The following is a 21,041-nucleotide window of genomic DNA, read 5'->3' as shown; positions in this document are numbered from 1 at the left end:
AATTTGTGAGGTGCAGAAAAACTGTATTGAAAGACTCGTTTTTTCCATTCAAACGCTTGGCTTCGCCCCATGCGCCCCGCTTTTTCAATAGCCGGCGGGTGCATGGCGTGATCGTCCGCATGAAGTCCGGCATCGTCCAGCCATGAGGCCGCATCATGAAGGGTATAATGAATCGATTTCGAATGATAAGGGATGAAAAGGAGCGTCCAAGATGTCCAAGGAAAATAATCGATTGCGATTTGTTGTTGCCGGGTTGATGCTCGGCATGTTTATGGCCGCAATGGATCAGACGATCGTATCGACGGCAATGGCCACGATCGTCAGCGATCTCGGCGGTCTAGATAAATTCGTCTGGGTTACGTCGGCGTATTTGGTGACCGAAATGGCCGGCATGCCGATTTTCGGAAAACTCTCTGACATGTACGGTCGGAAGCGGTTTTTCGTGTTCGGGTTGACCGCCTTCCTGATCGGATCGATCCTTTGCGGAACGGCGCACAGCATCGTTCAGCTCAGCATTTACCGCGCCATCCAAGGCATCGGCGGCGGAGCGCTCATGCCGATCGCCTTCACCATCGTCTTTGACGTCTTTCCGCCTGAAAAACGCGGCAAAATGGGCGGCCTGTTCGGAGCGGTCTTCGGTTTGTCAAGCATTATCGGGCCGCTCTTAGGGGCGTTCATCACCGATAACTGGAACTGGCATTGGGTGTTTTACATCAACGTGCCTCTGGGGATTCTCGCGGTCATCTTCATCGCCGCCTTTTATCATGAATCGCGCGAGCACCGTGAGCAAAAAATCGACTGGTGGGGCGCTGCGACGTTGGTGGCCGCCATCGTATGTCTGATGTTCGCGCTCGAGCTGGGCGGCAAAAAATACGCGTGGGATTCGACGACCATTATTGGATTGTTTGCCGGTTTCGCGGTTTTCTTTGCCATCTTCTTGTTCATCGAAACCAAAGCGGAAGAACCGATTATCTCTTTTAAAATGTTCAAGAACCGGCTGTTTGCCGTCAGCAATCTTTTGGGCATATTCTACGGCGCGGGATTTATCGTGCCCGTCGTCTTCATTCCCATCTTCGTGCAAGGGGTTTTCGGCGGTACGGCGACCAATTCCGGGTTGATCCTTTTGCCGATGCTGCTCGGCAACGTCGTCGCCAGCATGACCGGCGGTATGCTCGCTCCAAAAATGAGTTATCGCTCGATTATGATGATGTCCGGTTTGCTGTTCCTCATCGGCATGGTGCTGCTCAGCACGTTGTCCGCGGATACCCCGCGCTTTGTCGTGACTTTGTTCATGATCATCACGGGGTTGGGCGTCGGCGCCTCCTTCTCCGTCGTCGGCATCGCCGCCATTCATTCGTTTGATCCGCAACAATATGGTGCGGTGAACTCGACGGTCGCGTTCATTCGCTCTTTGGCGATGACCGTCAGCATCACCATTTACGGCACGATCCAAAGCCATTTGATGGTGGATAAATTGTCGAAGATTTTTGCGGGAATGCGCGGCGGGGCGCCGATTGGAAACCTGTCGGGCGATCCGAGGCAAATGCTGTCTCCGGAGGCGCGCGCCCACATTCCGCCGATGGTGCTGAACAAGCTGACCGACGTTTTGTCGACGTCGATCGCTCATACCTTTATGTGGGCGATCATCCCCGCGGCGCTTGCGCTCATCACCGGGCTTTTCTTCGGCAAGGCCCGCATGGTGGTCTCGCAAGCTTTCTCGAAACCGTCGCAACAGGGATGAATGCGCCCGGTTGACCGCCGCATGATGGGCCGCCAACCCATCCGGTTGTTTTGAACTGGCGGGAGCAACGTGCCGCTTTTTTAAGCGGAAGCGGCGGTTTTCCCGCTTTGTCACGGGCATGGTTCATCGCTGCGCTTGGCGGGACACGGCATTACGACCCGTTGACCCATCGTTCATATTCAGCTCATGAACGTGCGTTATCGGATATGCAGGTCAACATTGAGCGTTTCGACCATCGTTCATATTCAGTTCATAAACGTGCGTTATCGTTTCAATGTGTTCAGTTTATAGAAAGATAGGAGGCGTAGCAATGGATCGTGTACTCCGAAGCGTGCCGGACGGCTATGATTGGGCCATCGAGGCACGTGGGCTCGTTAAAATTTTCGGCGACAACCGAGCGGTTGATGGCGTCAATCTCAACGTGCGGGCCGGGACGATCTATGGCGTCCTTGGTCCGAATGGAGCAGGCAAGACCACGACGATAAAAATGCTGGCGACCTTATTGCGGCCGGACGGGGGTTCCGCGCGCATTTTCGGGCACGACGTCGTCAAGGAGGCGCAGATCGTCCGACAATTGATCGGCGTCACCGGCCAATACGCGTCGGTCGACGAGACGCTCAGCGCCATGGAAAACCTCGTCATCTTCTCGCGGTTGCTCGGGCTGGGGCGCAAAGAGGCGCGGCGCAAAGCCTCCGAATTATTGGAGGAATTTGGATTGACAGAAGCCGCGAAGCGCCCGCTGAAGCATTTCTCCGGCGGGATGCGCCGGCGCCTGGATCTGGCGGCGAGTCTCATTGCGCAGCCGCCGCTCATCTTTTTGGACGAGCCGACGACCGGCTTGGATCCACGCACACGGGCACAGATGTGGGACACCATCCGGCGATTGGTGAAGACGGGTTCGACCGTGCTGTTGACTACGCAATACCTCGATGAGGCCGATCAGCTGGCTGACCGGATCGCGGTCATCGACCGCGGCCGGGTCATCGCCGAGGGAACCGCGGATGAATTGAAAGCTTCCGTCGGCACCTCGTCGCTGCAACTGCGCGTTCAGAATCAAGGGGATATCGAGACCGCCCGCCAAATGGTCGAACGCATGCTCAAGGTCCGGGCCATCGTGTCGCCGGAAGCCGGTAAGATCACGGCGCCGATTGCGGATGCCGATCGGGTGGCCGACTTGCTGATCACGCTCCGCGAGGCGGGAATCCGTTTGGCCGAGATGAGCGTGCAAAAACCGACGCTTGATGAAGTCTTTCTGACCATCACCGGGCATGGCGTGGAAGACGATGCGAAAAAAGCATCCCACGCTCCCGACGGAGTGGAGGCGATGTGAACATGAATAGACCACTGAGCACGTCCGGGTCTCAGCTTCAGCTCAAAAACCGCATGAGCCTCGGTCAGTCGGTTCGCCAATCCTTGACGATGGCGTATCGAGGTCTCTTGAAAATCAAGCGCACGCCCGAGCAATTGTTCGACGTCACGTTCCAGCCCATCATCTTTACTTTGATGTTTACCTATATTTTCGGCGGAGCCATCTCCGGAAGCGTGAAGGGCTATTTGCCGATCATCATTCCCGGCATCCTCGTGCAAACGGTGATCACGACGTCGATCGTGACCGGCGTCCAATTGCGGGAGGACATGGACAAGGGGGTCTTTGACCGCTTCAGGTCGCTGCCGATCGCGCGCATCGCTCCATTGGCGGGGGCTTTGCTGGCGGACACCGTCCGATATACCATCGCGACCGTGCTCACCCTCGCGATGGGGTACATCTTGGGCTATCGCCCCGACGGGGGATTCGATCACGTCGTCATCGCGGCGATCCTCGTGATCGTGTGTTCTTGGGCGATGAGCTGGATATTTGCCTTCTTCGGCGTGATCGCCCGGACGGCTTCCAGCGTCCAGGGTATCTCCATGCTCATCCTGTTTCCGCTGACCTTCGTTTCCAATTCCTTTGTGCCGGTCAAGACGATGCCCGACTGGCTCCAATGGTTCGTCCACGTCAACCCGATCTCGCACCTCGTCACGGCGGTCCGGCAGCTTGCCAATCACGGCACCATCGGGAGCGATTTCGCCATCTCCCTCATCGGCGCCGCGATCATCGTGGCGATCTTCGCGCCGCTCACCGTGCGCGCGTACATGCGCCGGACATAATTGAAAAGCTATCGTTTGGAAAGGTCTTTTTCAATGTTCGTCTTTTCCTGGGCATGAGCGGGAGGCTGCCGTCCCGGTTTAATAGGCGTAGTCGGATCAAAAGAGGCAGGGTCTGAAAAATAAGCCTACCGTTCTCATGCCTATCATGATGGGACCTTTTCGCTTGCCGAGCTGCGGATCCTCGTTATCCATTTTCAATGCATTAATCGTGCGAGAGAACCTGGCGCGTGCGCCCGGCCATCGCGAAAAGAAAAGCCGTGCGTCGCGCCGCACGGCGGCTTTCATCGAGCGGTTGTCTTGGGGTAGAATGTGATTCAAGGATTGATAAAATGGCCGCTTCGCCTATTGATTGGCCTTGTAAAAAAAGGTTTCGGACGTATTAAAGGCTGTCGGATGTCCCGACAGCCGTTTTTTAATGCATCAAGCCCGCTTGGCTTTCCAAGCGGGCGGTTTGGGCGCTGTGTCAAGGTTATGTCAAGAACGGCAAGAACAAAACGAAGATGGCAAAAAGGACGAACATCATCGGGTGCAGCTCTTTGATGCGGCCTTTGACGGCCATCAGGACGGGATAGATGACAAAGCCCAAGGCGATTCCGTTCGTAATGCTGTAGGTGAGCGGCATGGTGATGATAGTGATGAACGCCGGAATGGCGATTTCAAGTTCGTCCCATTTGATTTTTCCCATCGCGGACGCCATCAGAACGCCGACGATGATAAGGGCGGGCGCGGTCACTTCATTCGTGACGACGGACAAAAGCGGCGAGAAGAAAAGGGCCAGCAAAAAGAGCGCCGCGGTGACGATCGAGGCAAAGCCGGTGCGCCCGCCGGCCGCCACCCCGGCCGACGATTCGATGTAAGCGGATGTCGGAGAGGTGCCGAGAATGCCGCCGACGACAAAAGCTGCGGATGAGGCACGCAGCGCTTTTCCCGATTCGGGCAGCCGATTGTTTTTTATGAAACCGGCCTGGTGGGCGACCGCCATGATGGTGCCGGCGGTGTCAAAAAAGCCGACCAAAAGGAACGTCAGAACGACGAAGACGAGATGGCCCGTATGAATATCCGAAAGATGGATGACGGCTTCGCCGAATGTCGGCGCGAGGCTCGGAACGCCGGAGACAAGTTTTTCGGGCAACGGGATCAGTCCCGTGATCATCCCGGCGATCGCGGTGATCGCCATGCCGTAAAAAATGGCGCCGTGCACCTTTCGAACCATGAACGCCATCGTCATGACGGTGCCGAAGACGGCCAGCAAGACGTGCGGATCCCTCAAATCGCCGAGCGAGACGAAGGTGTCTTTATTGGCGACGATCAGGCCGGCGTTCTTCAGGCCGATGAACGCGATGAGCAGGCCGATGCCGCTGGCCGTGGCATATTTTAAATCCTCCGGAATCGCGTCTAAAATGATGTCGCGCAGTTTGAACAGCGTGATGATGAAAAAGAGAATGCCGGCGATCGTCACGCCTGCCAGGGCGGTCTGCCACGAGACGCCGTGGCCGAGGACGACTGAATAGGCAAAATAAGCGTTGATGCCCATGCCCGGTGCGATGGCGATCGGGTATTTGGCGAGCAGCCCCATCAGGAGCGTGCCGAAGGCGGTGACCAGCGCCGTCGCCGTAAACACGGCGCCCCGATCCATGTGAGCGGCGCTAAGAATGGCGGGATTGACAAAGAGGATGTAGACCATGGATAGAAACGTCGTCACTCCCGCGATCGTTTCGATCATGAAGTTGGTTTGGCGGCGTTCAAAGTCAAAGTAACGCGCAAACGGATTGGGCTGCTTCATGATTGGACCCCCAAGTTTTTCATTATTATTCGTATTTGATGACAACACTATTATTATATAGAGCTAATTATTTATAAGCAACCCTTAAACCGAACAATAATTAAGTTTATCACTTATAATGTTCATATATTTAGTTCGTTGCCGTGCGGGACGCCGGGTGCTCGCGATGAGAAGCGAACGTTTAAACGAAGAATGGAAGAATGAAAAAAGCCGGCCCCCTGTCATGGACAGGGGACCGGCTTCGGTTGTTTTTGGTTTAATGATTGTCCGTTGATGTTTCCTGTTGTCCTTGACCGTAGTTCGGCAGGGAAGAAGGCGGCATATCTTTGTCTTGGACTTCGCGGCGGTAATCGATTTTATCTTTGTCGACCGGAACGAATCCTTTCGGTTTGTAGAAACGGAGCAGGTCGCTGTAGACGACTTTATCGGACAGTTCCAGTTCTTTCTTGGCGATTTTATCGTACGGCGCGCATTGTTTTTTATCGACGGCTTCACCCGTCGCGTTGTCGTAGCATTTGCCCTTGACGTAGGTGTAATGAGTTGTGACGAAATCCCCGTTCCGGAAAGGAACGATGTCACGATGGTGCGGCGACAGCAAGTCGGAACCGAATTCGATGTAATTCTTCGTGTCGATGCCGAGCAAGTGGAGCAGCGTCGGCCGCACGTCGATTTCGCCGCCGTAAGTATCGATCGGTTTTCCGGGGCTTTTGAGCTGGGGCACGTGAATGAACAACGGCACCCGTTGCAGCTGGGCGTTAACAAACGGCGTGATCTCGGTGCCCAGCACTTTGCTCATCGCCTTGTTATGATTTTCGGATATGCCATAATGGTCGCCGTACATGATGATAATGGTTTTGTCGTACAAGCCGCTCGCTTTCAGATCGTTAAAGAATTGTTCAATCGCTTCGTCCAAGTAGTGAGCGGTTTGGAAGTACCGATTGACGACGCCGTCACCGAAATCGCCCGGCGGAAAATCGATGTCCTCTTTATCCAAGCGGAAATCGAAGTGGTTCGACAGCGTGATAAATTTTGTGTAGAACGGCTGTTTCAAACCTTTTAAGAGCGGCATCGATTCTTTGAAGAACGGTTTATCTTCCATGCCGTAGTTGATCACGTGATCCGGCTGCATGTCGTAGTAACGGGCGTCAAAGAATTTGTCAAAACCGAGCGATTTGTACATGACGTCGCGGTTCCAGAACGATTTATAGTTGCCGTGGAAGACCGCGGACGTATACCCGCGAGATTTGAGAATCGCCGGCGTCGCTTCGTACGTGTTTTCCGCCTTGGTGTAGAAGACGGAGCCTTGCGGCAGCGGGAACAACGAGTTTTCCATCATGAATTCGGCGTCAGACGTTTTGCCTTGACCGGTTTGATGGAAGAAGTTTTTAAAGTAGAACGTATGGTCATCCGTCGTCAAGGAGTGCAGGAACGGCATGACATACTCGTTCGTTCCCGGCATTTTATAGTCGATCAGAAAGTTTTGCAAGGATTCGAGCGAGATGAAAATGACGTTATCACCTTTTGCCTTGCCGAAGTATTTCGGGTTGGGCTCGGTGTAATTCGCTTTCGTGTAGTTCAACACGTCGGTCACGTCGTTGCTGTCAGCCATGGCGCGCTGGGCGGACGACCGGACGTTTTGAATGATGTCGTAGATCGTGTAGTTGTAGGCGCCCAGATACTTGACGAGATAGTTGCGGTCAAAGGCGCGTTTTAAAAGCTGCGGACGGTCGGCTTCAGCCAGTCCGAGGTTGACCGCAAAAAACACGACGGCCGCCGCGAAAACGGTGCCCACCTTGCGCCAAGCCAGGCGTTCGTGGGGTTTGACGACGCGGAAAACGACCAAGGCGATCAACAGCAAAATGTCGGCGAAATAAAGAACGTCGTGGGGTTTCATCAGCGCTGCCGCACTGCCGCTCACTTCGCCGAAGTTTTTCGTTTGGAAGATGAGCGGGACGGTCAGGAAATCGTTAAAGAACCGGTAAAACACGACGTTCGCATAAAGGACTATGGTCAAGATCAGATCGATGATGATCGTTACGATATACTGTTTGCGTCCTTTAAAAAGCAGCCCGATGCCCAAGAAAAAGAGGGCGGAACTGATCGGGTTGAAAAAAAGCAAAAAGCGTTGCATGTCGTTTTGAATGCCTAGATTAAACTCGGTGAGATAGGAACCGTAGGATTTCAGCCAAAACAAAACGACCGCGATAAAGAAAAAGGTCATTTTACCGTTCATTATCTTTTTGCCTAAGTTTAAAAGATTCATAGGTTTCTCCTCCTTAAAAGCCAACAAAGGCACGCACGAGAAAACCGTCATCCAAACCCAATGTTTTTCATTCATCCATCTATTGTAGCCTGATATCATAAAAAGTCAATTCGAATCGTCTGCCAAATTATGACCGTTTATGACTTTAATATAAAAAGTGTTGGGGACAGCTCGTGATGATGAATCGTTTTCGGCAGGGGAAAAACCGGTAGTTATTAAAAAGGAAGAGAGGGGATGTGTGCATTCCCCTCTTTCGTCAAGCTTTCCACCAATCGTCAAACATCGACACCGGCAAGGCTCTTTTGTGGCGGGTCATCAGATATTGCCGTTCGATTTTCTCGGCGACGGCGTCATCCACCGGTTTGCCTTCGAGATAATCGTCAATGGCTTCGTAGGTGAGGCCGAGTTCCGCTTCGTCGGGTTGTTGCGGTCTTTCGTCGAGGAGATCGGCCGTCGGCGTTTTCATGTAAATCCGTTCCGGACAGCCGAGCGCTTTGAGCAAAGCTTTGCCCTGACGTTTCGTCAAACCGGCGAGCGGGAGAATATCGGCGCCTCCGTCGCCGTATTTGGTAAAGAAACCGGTGACGGCTTCTGCGGCGTGATCGGTCCCGATGACGAGCAGCTGATTTTCGCCGGCATAGGCGTACCACGCCACCATGCGGATGCGCGCTTTGGCGTTCCCTTTTTGATAGTCGCTCAATGGAGTGGCATGCGCCCGGTCGAATGTTTCTTTAAAATGGTCCACCGTCTCTTGAATGTTGAACGTATAGCAGACGTCGGGCCGAATAAAGTCGAGAACGGCTTCGGCATCCGCTTCATCCTTCTGAGATCCGTAGGGAAGCCGGAGCGCGACAAAGCGATAGCCTCCGCCGTGCTCCGCGTTGAGCTCATCGACGGCCAGTTGCGCGAGTTTGCCCGCCAGTGTCGAATCCTGGCCGAGGCTCAAGCCGAGCACGAAACCTTTGGCGCCGGTCTTTACCGCGTAAGCCTTCAGAAAGTCGATGCGCTTCCGGATTTCTTTTTCAGGATCGATGGACGGTTGAACATGTAAAGCTTCCATTATTTCTTTTTGCAACGCTCTCACTTTAATCCGCTCCAATCCCGTTAAACGTATCCAAGACGTTCCGCCGGTGCGGAAGCCTCTCCTCTCATTATAATTCATTTTCGTTTTCGGGACACGGGGGTGTCACGGGGGACTGTCCCCCGATGCTTTAAAGCATAAAAGTGGAAAACCCCATGAAATGAAGGGATTTTAATACAAAAGTATTATCTAAAAAATACTTCATAAGTACTAATTTTCGGGGACTGTCCCCCGCTTCCCCGTTTGACAATCTAAATAATTAGATTGATATAATAAATTAGATCGTGAAACCGGTTTTATCGATGATTTGGGACTGACCCAAAAGAAGAAAGGAGCCGAATTCATGGAGTCGAAGGAAGATTTTATAAAAATAACCGCCGAGCAACAAAAAATCTTGGCGAATTCCACACGGATCAAACTGCTGCACTTGTTGCGGAAAAAGGCGCTCACGGCCAAGCAGGCCGCCGACCGCCTAAAAAAGACCGCGGGCAGCGTGCATTACCACATCCGCAAACTGCATGAAGCCGGCCTGTTGGAATTGGTGGAAACCCGGGCCAACGGCGGGGTTTTGGAAAAGTATTACCGCGCCAAGACGACCCGTTTTGTTGCCAACCCTGGCGTTGAACCGCCGAACGGAAAACGCGCCGGATATATCGGCACGCACTTGGCGCTGACCAAAGAACAAAAAGAACAGTTCATCGCGGAGATCACCCAGCTGTTCGAGCGGTGGGAGATCATGATGGAATCGACGCACGAAGATGCTGAAGAGATTTCCGTGGATTGCATATTGACCAAAGTGGAAAAAGAGGAGGAATAACGCGTGGCGGTATCGGTTGGGCAGGGAAAGCAATGGGTGACGGGCTTTTTGTTGGCGGCGTTGGGGATTTCTAGCCTCGGCGATTTCATTTATTTGGTCGCTCTCAATTTGACCGTGCTGGAGCGCACGCATTCGGCCGCCGCGGTGTCGGCGCTGTGGGCGATTCCGCCGGCCGCGGCGATTCTCACGCGGCTCTGGTCGGGCTCGGTCGTCGATCGCGTCGACAAAAAAAGCGTGTTGGTTGCCAACGACATCGCGCGCGGTGTCCTCGTGCTCAGCTTGCCGTTCCTTCACAATCTTTATGTCATGTACGCGGTCATCTTTCTCCTCGGCGTTTGCGACACGCTGTATAGAACGGCGTTCAACCCGTATTTGACGAAGCTTATCCCCGCGGAGCAATGGAAGCGGACGAATTCCCTGCTCGGTATGACGCAGACGGGCGCGATCGTCGTCGGCCCGGCGCTGGCCGGTGCGTTGCTCGCTTTCAGCTCGCCGGGCATCGCCCTTGGTCTCAACGGGATTTCCTTCCTTCTCTCGGGGCTGATCTTCATCTTCTTTTTGCCGAAGGTGGTCATCGAAGCGAAGACCGATACCGCTTCCGGACGACCAAACATCTGGCGGACGATTCTCGCCGACTGGCGGGCGGTGTTTGCCTTTGCCAAAGAAAATGCCTATTTTATCTTTATTTATTTGCTTTGCCAATTGGCGACCGTGATCGGCATGTCGCTCGATTCTCAAGAAGTCGTCTTCGCCGAGCGGGTGCTCGGCCTCGATGCCAGCGGATACAGCCTGCTCGTGTCGTGCTGCGGTGTCGGTTATGTGCTCGGCGCGCTGTTTGTCGCGGTGTTTGCCAAGCGCCTCCCGCTCAAGCTCTTGATCGGTTCCGTTGTTCTGACCAGTGTCGGTTTTATCGTTTATGCCTATGCAGGCGGCTTTTGGGCCGCGGCGTTCGGCTTCGCCGTCCTCGGGTTTTTTCAGTCCTGCACGTCCACGGGTTTTCAGACGTTTTATCAAATGCAAGTGCCGGTGGAAAAGATGGGGCGGATCAGCGGGGTGTTCGGGCTCTTTCAAAGCGCGTCCGTCGTTCTGTGCACCATTTTGGTCGGCGTGTTGGCGGATCTCTGGGGCATTGATGTGTTGGTGAAGAGCGTGGTGTGGCTGCACATGGCGATCACCGCGTCCATCTTTATCACGGCGCTTTGGCCGACCCAAGCGCACCGCTTCGTGGAACATCATGAAGCGACCGCCGCCGCGGAGAACGGGCGCGCGTTGTCCTGAAAAAGGCCGACGGCGAAGGGGCGTCTTCATGGCGTGATCCCCATGGGCGCGGCGCTGGACTTTCCGGAAGGCGCATCAAGCAGCGGCGGATTCGCGAAATGAATATCAGAAAAATGGCATGTGCGCGAAAAAAGAACCGGCACCCAAGCCATGAGGCTGAGGTGCCGGTTCGCCGGCTGCCCGATGTTAATTGTTCGGGGTCAGGGACAGCCCGAGGCCGGCGGCGACGCGTTCGCCGTATTCCGGATCGGCTTTGCGGAAATGTTCGATTTGGCGGCGTTTGATTTCTTCTTTGACCGGTTTCATATCGTTGACGATGTTTTGGATGAGGCGCTCCCGTTCCTCTTCGCTCAAGAGGCGGTAGAGGTCGCCGGCTTGGGTGTAGTGGTCGTCGTGGTCGTACGGCACGCTGTCGGCGATGCCGGACACTTCGAAGGCGTCTTGTTTGGCGTCCGGATCCTCGACCGGTCCGCCGAAGCTGTTCGGTTCATAGTTGACGGCGCTGCCGCCATTGTCGTCGAAGCGCATGAATCCGTCGCGTTGATAATTGTTCACTTCGACGAGCGGACGGTTGATCGGCAAGAGTTGGTAGTTCGCGCCGATGCGGTACCGGTGGGTGTCTGAATAGGCGAAAATGCGCCCTTGCAGCATTTTGTCCGGCGAAAAACCGATGCCCGGGACGATGTTGGCCGGCGAAAACGCCGCTTGTTCGACTTCGGCGAAATAGTTTTTCGGGTTGCGGTTGAGCACCATGCGCCCGACTTCGATGAGCGGGTAGTCTTTTTGCGACCATACCTTCGTGACGTCAAAAGGATCGAAACGGTACGTTTTCGCGTCTTCCAACGGCATGATTTGCACGTAGAGGCGCCAGGCCGGATAATTGCCGCTTTCGATGGCCTCGAATAGATCGCGCGTCGCATAGTCGGGATCAACGCCAGCGATCTTCGCCGCTTCTTCCGCCGTCAAGTTTTCGATGCCTTGTTCGGTTTTGAAATGGTATTTGATCCACACCGATTCGCCTTTGGCATTCGTCCACTTGAAGGTATGGCTGCCGTAGCCGTGCATGTGGCGATACGACTTCGGAATGCCGCGGTCCGAATAGAGAATCGTCACTTGGTGGAGCGATTCGGGCGACAAAGAGAAAAAGTCCCAAACGGCGTTCGGATCTCTCAGGTTTGTTTGCGGATTGCGCTTTTGGCTATGGATGAAATCGGGGAACTTGATGGCGTCACGGATAAAGAAGACAGGCGTGTTGTTGCCGACGATGTCGTAGTTGCCGTCTTCGGTGTAAAAGCGGACGGCGAAACCGCGCGGGTCGCGGACGGTGTCGGCCGACCCTTTTTCACCGGCGACCGTGGAGAAGCGGACAAACACCGGCGTGCGTTTGCCGACTTCGGACAAAAACTTGGCTTTCGTCCATTTCGTCACGTCGTTCGTCACTTCGAAATAGCCGTGCGCACCGGCGCCTTTGGCGTGCACGACGCGTTCCGGCACGCGCTCGCGGTTGAAGTGGGCGAGTTTTTCGACGAGATGGAAGTCTTGCAGCAAGGTCGGCCCGCGGGAACCGGCGGTTATGGAGTTTTGGTTGTCACCAACCGGGATCCCCGCACCGGTTGTCAAAGTTTTTTTGTTCGCCATGTGGCCAATCACCCCTCCGTTTTTAATGTCAGTTTAAGAGTATAATATTTTTTTATTAAAAGTCAATAGTTAATGATAATAATTATCGACAACATCGGGCGCGTTTTTGGTGTTTTTGGACAATAACAGCTAGTTTTTCACGTTTTTCGCAGTTTATTTTTTCCGACGGGCAAGCGCACATTATTTGAATGAGAATGAACGCTCTTTATTGAAAACGGAAGGTGGGTTGCAGTCGGAACGCACTCGGTCGGGGTCGGGCTGCGGTGCAGGACGGAGACCGCGCCTGCGCCATTCCTGCCAGTGCCGTTCGCCTTCGTCTGAAAGTATGGTAAAATGAAGTAAAAACTGAGGACTTGAGGTGGCCATCCGATGCATAAAGACTTGGTGACCATTTTTGGTTATACCGTGCAAACGCACGCCGTCATATCCGTCATTGCCATTCTCATCGGTTTCGGCGTCGCGTTGACCATGACAAAAAACACGATTTACCATGAGCATTTATACAATTATATTTTTTGGGCGTTGATCGGCGCCATCATCGGGGCGCGCCTATGGCACGTCTTTATTTTTCAAGCGCCTTACTACATCCATCATCCCGCTGAAATCATTGCGATCTGGCGCGGCGGGATTTCGATTCTCGGCGCCATCGTCGGCGGCGCCGTCGCATTGATCCTTTACACATATAAGTATCGCCTTGATTTTTGGGAGCTGGCCGATTATCTGGCGCCGCCGATGGTTCTCGGCATGGGCATCGGCCGCATCGCGTGCTTTTTCGGCGGCGATGCGTTCGGGAAACCGACGTATTCCGATTTCGGCATCGTTTTTCCCGAAGGCACGATCGCCCATGAATATTACGGCTCCGAACCGCTCTGGCCCGCGGTATTGTGGGAGAGCCAGGGAGATATCGTCATCTTTGGCTTGCTTTTTTATCTGTTGGGGAAAAATTTGCCCAAAGGCTGGATCGTGGCTTTATTTCTTTTCCTGTACGGCTCGCTGCGCTTCGGGCTCGAGTATTTGCGCGGCGATTCGCCGGCCTATGCGCTCGGACTGACCGGCGGACAATGGACGGCGCTCGGTTTCATCGCCGCCGCCATGATCATGGCTATTTACCTCATTTTCAGGCGTCCGCGTCGGAAGCCGGCTGCCGATCAGGAAGTTCGTCAAAAATGAGCGGAGCGGGAGAAGCGCACCCGTACCGACCGTACGAACGCCCATGAGTCGGCGGTGTCGCTTTTTTCACTCGTTGCGTCCCGACGTATTTCCTTTGCGATGATCAAAATACGGAGCGCCTTCCTTTTCCCGGAAGGCGCTCCGTTCATTTTTACATCCGATAAGCGGCAGGAGGAGCGCGGGCGGATGACGTTTTGCCCATGCCGACGCCTTGAAGAACGGCGACGCCGGTCTCACGGCGTCCGCCATCCAGCTTCTGCAAACGCCTGGCCGCGTTTATCGCTTTGGAACAGATGACTGCTTGTCGTTTTATCAGGTCGCATGTTGCTCCCTTCACAATCGATCTCATGCGCGGCTCAGGAACGGCATTCCCCAATCAAGGGTTACGGCCCACGTATCGTCTCTTTATAAACCCGTTTTTCGAAACAACGGCCCATGGCACCAGAGGAGTTTCTTCCCAAATCTTTCACTAAGTCGTCAAGGCATTTTCACATCTGTGACGACGGTCACACCCTGCTGTCGCTTAATATACTATTAGATGCGGCGATGCGGCGTTATAAATTGATAGAAATTGATCCATAATGGGAAGGGAGGGTTGGCGATGAAACGTTGGGCGCCGGTCATTGTCTTTATGTTAATCCTATGTTTGCCGAAAGGGGCTTGGGCCCACGCCAGCTTGGTGTCGTCCAATCCTCCGCCGAACGCCCATGTGACCCGGGCGCCGGACGAAGTGCGCTTGACGTTCAACGAGCGCATCGAGGACCGTTTTTATTTTATAAAGGTATTTGATCAAAAAGGCGCGGAAGTAAGCCGAGGAAAGACGCAGCTTTCGCGGGATCATACAACCCTCCGCGTCAAATTGCCGAAGTTGCCGGACGGTGTTTATACGGTCAGTTATCGGGTGATCTCCGCGGACGGTCACCCCGTCGCCGCTTCCTACTTGGTCACGGTCGGCAAGGCGCGGGAAGAGACGGCGGCGGCCCCAAGCGGCCATCTGCACGACGTATCGCTCCAACGAACCGTCTTTTACGGTTTATACTATCTCACGTTGTTGGCCTTGGCCGGATGGACGGGGCTGATGCGGCTCTTTCCCGACACCCTTTCATTTGCCCGGAAGAACGGGTATCGAACGCTCAGCCGGTTTTTCCTGCTGATTTGCGCATTGACCGGTGTATCGGAGCTTTACGACGGCGTCGGGGGATTTCACTTCGGCGTGTGGCCGGCCTTCCTGCTCGAAACCGATGCCGGGAGGTTGGTGCTTCTCCGTTTGCTGCTTGCGGCGTCAGGCGTTTTCTTATTGGGAAAAAACCGTTGGGCGGATCTATCGTGGACATTGGCCATTCTTTTGGTCGAAGCGGTTTCAGGCCATGCCGCCGCCTTTCATCCGCAGGCGTTGACGATCTCCCTTGATTATGTGCACTTGCTGGCGGGCGCGTTCTGGGCCGGAGGGTTGGCGGTGGCGGCGCTGCATTGGAAGCGCGCCAAACAGCGGATCTTCGCCGAATTTTTACCCGTGTTTTCGACGGGCGCCTTCATCAGCCTCGTCGTGTTGATCGTGTCCGGGCTCGTTTCGACCGTATTTTATTTGCCCGATCCGTCGGAGATTTTAGCGAGCGGATGGGGGATCGATTTGCTCATTAAAATGGGGCTTGTCGTCTTCGTCGTGGTCGTCGCGGCTTTCCTGCGACGGGCCATGGCCAAACGAGCGCCGGAGGGGGCGGCCAAATGGCTGATCGCCGATTTCGTGCTGATGACCGCCATTATGTTCGTTGTCGGCGCCCTGACGTATTCCAACCCGTTTCCGACGAATCAGCCGCTGGATTGGAAAGCGAAAGCGGACGGTTTTCAGGCGGAGACGACGATTACACCCAATATGCCAGGGATCGCCAATACGGTGAGACTGAGCGTAACAAGCGCCAATCATGCGCTTGAAGACGTTCAGCTTGTTTTGGAAGATAAAGGAGATCCGGAGGTCGCCCCGCTCACCATTCCATTGAAAAAACAGGATGTCAAACGCGTCAAAGGCAAAACGGTTACTGTTTATGAAGCGACCGGACAATTTTTCCTTAAACCGGGACGCTATCGATTAAACCTTTATCTCGTCGATGATCGCGATAATGAAAGCGTCGTAACCCGGGAAATGAAACTATATGACGTTTTGACGCCATAAATCTCAATGGCGATGATTGAAACTATACTTTAAGGAGTTGAAAAGCATGAAAAACATGAAAAAATGGTTAACGATCATCCCTGCGCTGTTTGCCGCCGCCTTCTTGTTCGCCGGTGTGGCGAGCGCGCACGTCACGGTCAGCCCGAATCAAGTTCCCGCTGATTCCTATCAGAAATTCACGGTGAAGGTCCCGACCGAAAAGAATGTGCCGACCGTTAAAGTGAAAGTGGAAATTCCAAAAGATGTGGACATCGCGTCGTTCGAACCGGTTCCGGGTTGGAAGTATCAAGTCGAAAAGGATGCAAATGGAAAAATAACGAGCGTGACATGGACGGCGGAAGGACAAGGCCTCCTGCCGGAACAGTTCGGCGAGTTTAACATGATGGGCAAGGTGGCCGCCAACGCCAAATCCTTGGCGTGGAAAGCTTACCAAACGTACAAAGACGGCAGCGTGGTCAAATGGATCGGCCCCGAAGGTTCGGATTACCCGGCCTCGGTGACTCAAGTCACCGCTGCGGGGACAGGAGAAGCGACCGCCGATCACCACCATGCATCAATGAATGCGACGGATCAGACGGACAGCGATCAAAATCCTTGGGCTCTTTACTTGGCGATTCTTGCGGTTGTGATCAGCACGATTGCCTTGATCGTCAACTTCGTCGGAAAAGAGAAAAAAGCGTAAGACAAAGCCAGCCGGTTCTCATCGATGGAACCGGCTTGTCTTTTTTACTATAGGAAAGCCGTCGATCCTTCCGTGGATTGAGGACAAGCGGGCGGGCGACCGCCAGCGATCGGCTTTCAAGAAGCGTGCGGGGTGTCCGCTAGCGGGATCATGCCGTTCAGGTTCAATCGATGCGTTGAATGACCGCCCGCCAATGGCGGCCGCTTTTTTCATGGAAAAATGACGACGCCTGTTAAAACCGCATCACTCCGTCGCCCTGCGGTTCATGTTGGATCGAGCCCGCCGCTATTTAAAGATGCGTGCCTTGCTCGTCAACGGGTTGGCGTTCGTCGAAGGTTGAGACGGCGGTTGCTCGCACGCATTCGCCGAATCAAGCCATCGACGGGTCGGAGGCGGAGGTGAGATGATTTTTAAAGCGTTCGCGCAGGGCCCGTTTTAAAAATTTGCCGACGGAAGTTTTGGGGATTTCATCCAGGAAGATGATGTCATCGGGCAGCCACCATTTGGCAAACTGGGGCCGCAAATAATCGAGCAAATCTTCTTTGCTCGTCGTCGCTTGATACGGTTCCTTCAAGACGACGCAAGCGATGGGGCGTTCTTGCCATTTCGGATGGGGGACGGCGATGACGGCGGCTTCAAAGACAGCTTCGTGGGCCATGAGCGCGTTTTCCAGATCGACGGAGGAAATCCACTCCCCGCCGCTTTTGACGAGATCTTTGGCGCGGTCGACGATTTTGACAAAGCCTTCCTCGTCGATCGTCGCGATGTCGCCGGTGTGCAGCCAGCCGTCGGTAAACGCTTCGCGGCTGCGCTCATCTTTATAGTATTCGTCCGCCACCCATGGCCCGCGGAGCCAGAGCTCGCCCATTTCCTTGCCGTTCCATGCCGCCTCCCCGTTCTCGCCGACGAGCTTTGCTTGCAGTCCCGGTACGATCAAGCCTTGCGTCGCGCGAATCTCCCATTTTTCCTCTTCGGGAAGATCATTTTGATAGCTTTTCAGCCGGGCGACGGAAACGAGGGGAGAGGTTTCCGTCAATCCGTAGGCGTGGATAAAAGGAATGCCGAGTTTTTCTTCGTACAGGCGGATCAAGCCTTTCGGGGCGGCCGCACCGCCGCAGATGACGGCGCGCAGGCTGTCCGTTTTGTGCGGCCTTTCTTGAAGTTCTTTCGCCAAACCGAGCCAGACGGTCGGCACGCCGGAGGCCGTCGTCACTTTTTCGGCTTCGATCAGTTCGGCAATCACTTTTGGCGTGACGTTCGGACCGGGCAAGACGAGAGTGGAACCAAAATAGGTGCATGCATAGGGCGTTCCCCATGCATTGACGTGAAACATCGGAACGATCGGCAGACACACATCGGCCTCGGACAACCCTAACGTGTCGACCAAGCCCAAGGTCAGGGCGTGAAGCACTGAGCTGCGGTGCGTATAGACGACGCCTTTCGGCAAGCCGGTCGTGGCGGACGTGTAGCACATGCCGGATGGTTCGTTTTCATCGAGATCTTGGGGGAAGCGATATCGCCGATCGCCGGCCGCAATCAGTGATTCATAGGCGTAGACGGGGGCCAGCGCCGTTTCCGGCACTTCCGCTTCATCGCCAAGAATGACGAACGCCCGGACGGTGTAAAGCTCATCTTTGATGGCTTCGATGAGCGGAAGAAATTGGCGGTCGACGAGAAGCACTTTATCTTCGGCGTGGTTGATGATGTAACTTAAGTGATCTTTTGGAAGCCTGATGTTGATGGTATGAAGCACCGCTCCCATGCATGGCACCGCAAAATACGCTTCCAGATGACGATGGTCGTTCCAAGCCAGCGTGCCGACGCGGTCGCCGCGCTTCACGCCCAGCTCGGCGAGGGCGCTCGCCAACGCCCGCGTCCGTTCCCCGATCTCTTTATAAGTGTAGCGCTGAATCCCCGAAGCGGTCCGGGAAACGACCGTTTTTTTCGGAAAAATGGTTTCGGCCCTTTCAAGCACCGATGTGAGCACCAGCGGCACGTTCATCATCATCGCACATTCCCCCTTATCATATTTGAAAGCGGTTTCCTTTGGATTGATCTTAAATTATTCTGACAAGTATGTCAAAATGTTTTTCGCTGCTGAAGCGCCTGTAGGGGCATGCCGCCCGGGGCGCACATTAAATGCCCGGCGGACGGCTAAGCTATGATTGAAAGGTTCGGGTGATCAGAGTGATTCGGACGCTCCTCATGACGCAGGATGGCCGGCTGCTGGCGAATCGGCCGCTCGAAGACTTGGAAAAAACGAAGGTAAGCTGGTACTGGGTGGATTTCGATCGCCCCGATGCCCGTGAAATGGCTTTATTAGAAAAACGTTATCCGTTCGTCGGTTTTGCCGTCGGCCGGCATCTGGCCTATCTGCGCCATCCGAAAATCAAGGTGTTCGAAGATCATCATTACCTCATCATGCACGCGATTGAAGCGGACAAAATGGTGGTCAAAGAGCTGGATCTGTTTATCGGCGCCGGTTTTCTCATTACTTATCACAAAGAAAAATTGAATTTTTTAGCGGAGATCGAGCGGATGATCAAACATGAAGAAACAGGCGTCGAAACCCCGATGGACGTCGTCCGCTTGATGATCAATGAACTCGTCTCGGACTATTATCCGATCGTCGCGGCCTGCGGTGACCGGATTTTGGCGATCGAAGAGAACCGCCATCACCGCCCGAAGGGAACGATGATTGAAGAAATGTTTGCCATCCGCCGCCAGTTGCTCAAGCTCAGCTATTCCATCGTCCCGATGAAAGATCTGATGTTCTCCATCCTCGAATCCGACAAGTTCGTAAAGGGCGCCAAGAATTATTATTTTTTCCATAATGTGTATGACCACTTGTTCCGGCTTTCCGAATTGATCGAAGCCAATGAAAAAGCGATTGAGATTTTGCGCGACAACTATATGACAATCAATGCTTATCGAACCAACCACATCACGAAAACGCTGACCGTCATCGGCACGATTTTCATTCCGCTCACCTTTCTCGCCGGCGTTTACGGCATGAATTTTCGCCACATTCCGGGCCTTGGCGGCCGGTACAGTTTCCACATCATCGTTTTGGTGATGTGCCTCATCGGTTGGACGCTGTACGCGTGGTTTCGCAGAAAGGGTTGGTTCGATATCGATTGACGATTTACGAGTGCAGCCCATCGATTTATAAGCATATATATGCTTTTAGGTGATGGGCGTGAGGGGGACTCTCCGGCGCATGCGGTTGAAAAGGTCGAAGAAAAGCCTGCGGCTTCGGCCTTTCGGCGTCTTTATGATGGCATTGGTGCTCTTTGTCGTTGCGACCTGGTTGGGGCTCACATTCATTGATCAAAAAATGAAGCCGGTTTTAATGGAAATGGCGCAAAACGAGGCGGAACAGGCCGTGATGTATGCGATCAACTACGGTTTACACGACATCAAACTTGAGAAATTGAAAAAAGCGATCGACTTTAACCGCGACGATATTATGGAGGAAAATAAACGATTTTTTCTTAAAACGTACGACAAGGAGGGCCGGGTCACCGACATCAATTTTGACACCGCGGCGATCCGGGCGTACCAGTATGAAAAAACCAAGCGTATCCAATCGTTTTTACAGCTCGTCGAGAACGGGAAAATTTCGATTGAACACGGGAAGGAGCGCATCATCCGCATCAATAAAAAACCGATAGGCGTTTCGGCGTCCATCCCTTTGGGACAAGTGACGGAAACGGCGCTTTTCGGCAGCCTGGGGCCGAATATACCGGTTCATTTCGAGCTGATGAGCGACGTCAAAACAAACGTGACTCCGAAGATAAAAGAAACCGGGATCAATAGCGTGCAAATCCAGCTGATCATCCACGTCTGGGTGCACGTGCGCATCGTCATGCCCTTTTCCACCAAGCCAAGCATCCTGGAACAAGACATTCCGATCACCGAGGATTTCTACAGGGGCGAGACGCCGAAATACATGAACGGGAACGGCGGCAGATGACGTTCCAAAGAACGCGAGGTTGCGCAAGAGGCTATTAAGTTCCGGGGCGTTCGGGATTTTTCAGGATTCGATCGCTCCGAGTCCCGCCTGAACGGTTGCATGGGGACCCGTTTCGGCGGGACTTTTTTTATGCCGACTTGAAGCCGAAGCGAACGTTCCCCATCGTAAGGCAGAAGCAGCGCGTATCAACGGCCGGGCGTTGAAGCATATTAATCGTAAAAAGCGAAAGGGGCGGATGCGGGTGGCCGTGAAGGGGAGAACGGGATTCGGTTCGACGGTCGTCATCTTCGGGGC

At 54.1% G+C, this 21,041-nt stretch carries 15 protein-coding genes; 10 read left to right on the top strand and 5 right to left on the bottom strand.

Going from position 1 to position 21,041, the window contains the following annotated elements; translation table 11 throughout:
- Window positions 1-211: 211 nt before the first annotated feature.
- The 3 genes from CCB157_RS07620 (at window position 212) to CCB157_RS07610 (ending at window position 3,889) form a co-directional block, all read left to right on the top strand.
- A complete protein-coding gene (locus tag CCB157_RS07620; RefSeq protein ID WP_077615311.1) occupies window positions 212-1,741 on the top strand; it encodes an MDR family MFS transporter in 1,530 nt (509 codons plus the stop codon).
- Between the two features lie 310 nt (window positions 1,742-2,051).
- Window positions 2,052-3,071, top strand: a complete 1,020-nt coding sequence (locus CCB157_RS07615) for an ATP-binding cassette domain-containing protein (protein WP_077615310.1) — start codon at window positions 2,052-2,054, stop codon at window positions 3,069-3,071.
- Window positions 3,072-3,073: 2 nt separating this feature from the next.
- Window positions 3,074-3,889, top strand: a complete 816-nt coding sequence (locus CCB157_RS07610; protein ID WP_077615309.1) for an ABC transporter permease — start codon at window positions 3,074-3,076, stop codon at window positions 3,887-3,889.
- 469 nt (window positions 3,890-4,358) lie between these two features.
- Here the strand turns inward: CCB157_RS07610 and CCB157_RS07605 are convergent, their stop codons facing one another.
- From CCB157_RS07605 to nadE, 3 genes are all read right to left on the bottom strand, one after another.
- Entirely contained in the window at window positions 4,359-5,672 is a 1,314-nt protein-coding gene (locus tag CCB157_RS07605; RefSeq protein WP_077615308.1) for an NCS2 family permease, read from the bottom strand.
- Between the two features lie 256 nt (window positions 5,673-5,928).
- Complete coding sequence (gene ltaS / locus CCB157_RS07600) at window positions 5,929-7,935, bottom strand: lipoteichoic acid synthase (protein WP_077615307.1); 2,007 nt, start codon at window positions 7,933-7,935, stop codon at window positions 5,929-5,931.
- Window positions 7,936-8,191: 256 nt separating this feature from the next.
- A complete protein-coding gene (nadE, locus tag CCB157_RS07595; RefSeq protein WP_238594633.1) occupies window positions 8,192-8,995 on the bottom strand; it encodes an NAD(+) synthase in 804 nt (267 codons plus the stop codon).
- A gap of 364 nt (window positions 8,996-9,359) precedes the next feature.
- Between nadE and CCB157_RS07590 the strand changes: the two genes are divergently transcribed.
- Together CCB157_RS07590 and CCB157_RS07585 are read left to right on the top strand one after the other, a co-directional pair.
- Window positions 9,360-9,833: an ArsR/SmtB family transcription factor gene (locus CCB157_RS07590; protein ID WP_077615305.1), complete on the top strand. Its 474-nt coding sequence runs from the start codon at window positions 9,360-9,362 to the stop codon at window positions 9,831-9,833.
- Between the two features lie 3 nt (window positions 9,834-9,836).
- On the top strand, window positions 9,837-11,111 hold the full coding sequence (locus tag CCB157_RS07585; RefSeq protein ID WP_077615304.1) for an MFS transporter: 1,275 nt from the start codon (window positions 9,837-9,839) through the stop codon (window positions 11,109-11,111).
- 186 nt (window positions 11,112-11,297) lie between these two features.
- Here CCB157_RS07585 and katA read toward each other — a convergent pair whose 3' ends face one another.
- Window positions 11,298-12,749 (bottom strand): catalase KatA, encoded by a 1,452-nt coding sequence (katA, locus tag CCB157_RS07580; protein WP_077615303.1) that lies wholly within the window; start codon window positions 12,747-12,749, stop codon window positions 11,298-11,300.
- Between the two features lie 369 nt (window positions 12,750-13,118).
- Here katA and lgt point away from each other — a divergent pair, with 369 nt between their 5' ends.
- From lgt to CCB157_RS07560, 3 genes are all read left to right on the top strand, one after another.
- Window positions 13,119-13,919, top strand: a complete 801-nt coding sequence (gene lgt, locus CCB157_RS07575; RefSeq protein WP_077615302.1) for a prolipoprotein diacylglyceryl transferase — start codon at window positions 13,119-13,121, stop codon at window positions 13,917-13,919.
- 601 nt (window positions 13,920-14,520) lie between these two features.
- Entirely contained in the window at window positions 14,521-16,089 is a 1,569-nt protein-coding gene (locus tag CCB157_RS07565; RefSeq protein WP_077615300.1) for a copper resistance CopC/CopD family protein, read from the top strand.
- Between the two features lie 46 nt (window positions 16,090-16,135).
- Window positions 16,136-16,771, top strand: coding sequence for a YcnI family copper-binding membrane protein (locus CCB157_RS07560; RefSeq protein ID WP_238594630.1), 636 nt, complete (start codon window positions 16,136-16,138; stop codon window positions 16,769-16,771).
- A gap of 370 nt (window positions 16,772-17,141) precedes the next feature.
- On the opposite strand, the gene CCB157_RS07555 is transcribed toward CCB157_RS07560, so the two are convergent.
- Window positions 17,142-18,776 (bottom strand): long-chain fatty acid--CoA ligase, encoded by a 1,635-nt coding sequence (locus tag CCB157_RS07555; protein ID WP_077615330.1) that lies wholly within the window; start codon window positions 18,774-18,776, stop codon window positions 17,142-17,144.
- A gap of 173 nt (window positions 18,777-18,949) precedes the next feature.
- Between CCB157_RS07555 and corA the strand changes: the two genes are divergently transcribed.
- On the top strand, window positions 18,950-19,912 hold the full coding sequence (gene corA / locus CCB157_RS07550; RefSeq protein WP_143286962.1) for a magnesium/cobalt transporter CorA: 963 nt from the start codon (window positions 18,950-18,952) through the stop codon (window positions 19,910-19,912).
- Window positions 19,913-19,991: 79 nt separating this feature from the next.
- Entirely contained in the window at window positions 19,992-20,747 is a 756-nt protein-coding gene (gene yunB, locus CCB157_RS07545; RefSeq protein WP_158077243.1) for a sporulation protein YunB, read from the top strand.
- Window positions 20,748-21,041 lie beyond the last annotated feature (294 nt).

Source organism: Caenibacillus caldisaponilyticus, from assembly GCF_002003465.1.
Taxonomy (GTDB): Bacteria; Bacillota; Bacilli; order Bacillales; family Sporolactobacillaceae; genus Caenibacillus; species Caenibacillus caldisaponilyticus.
This window is presented reverse-complemented; position numbering and strand designations above follow the sequence as displayed.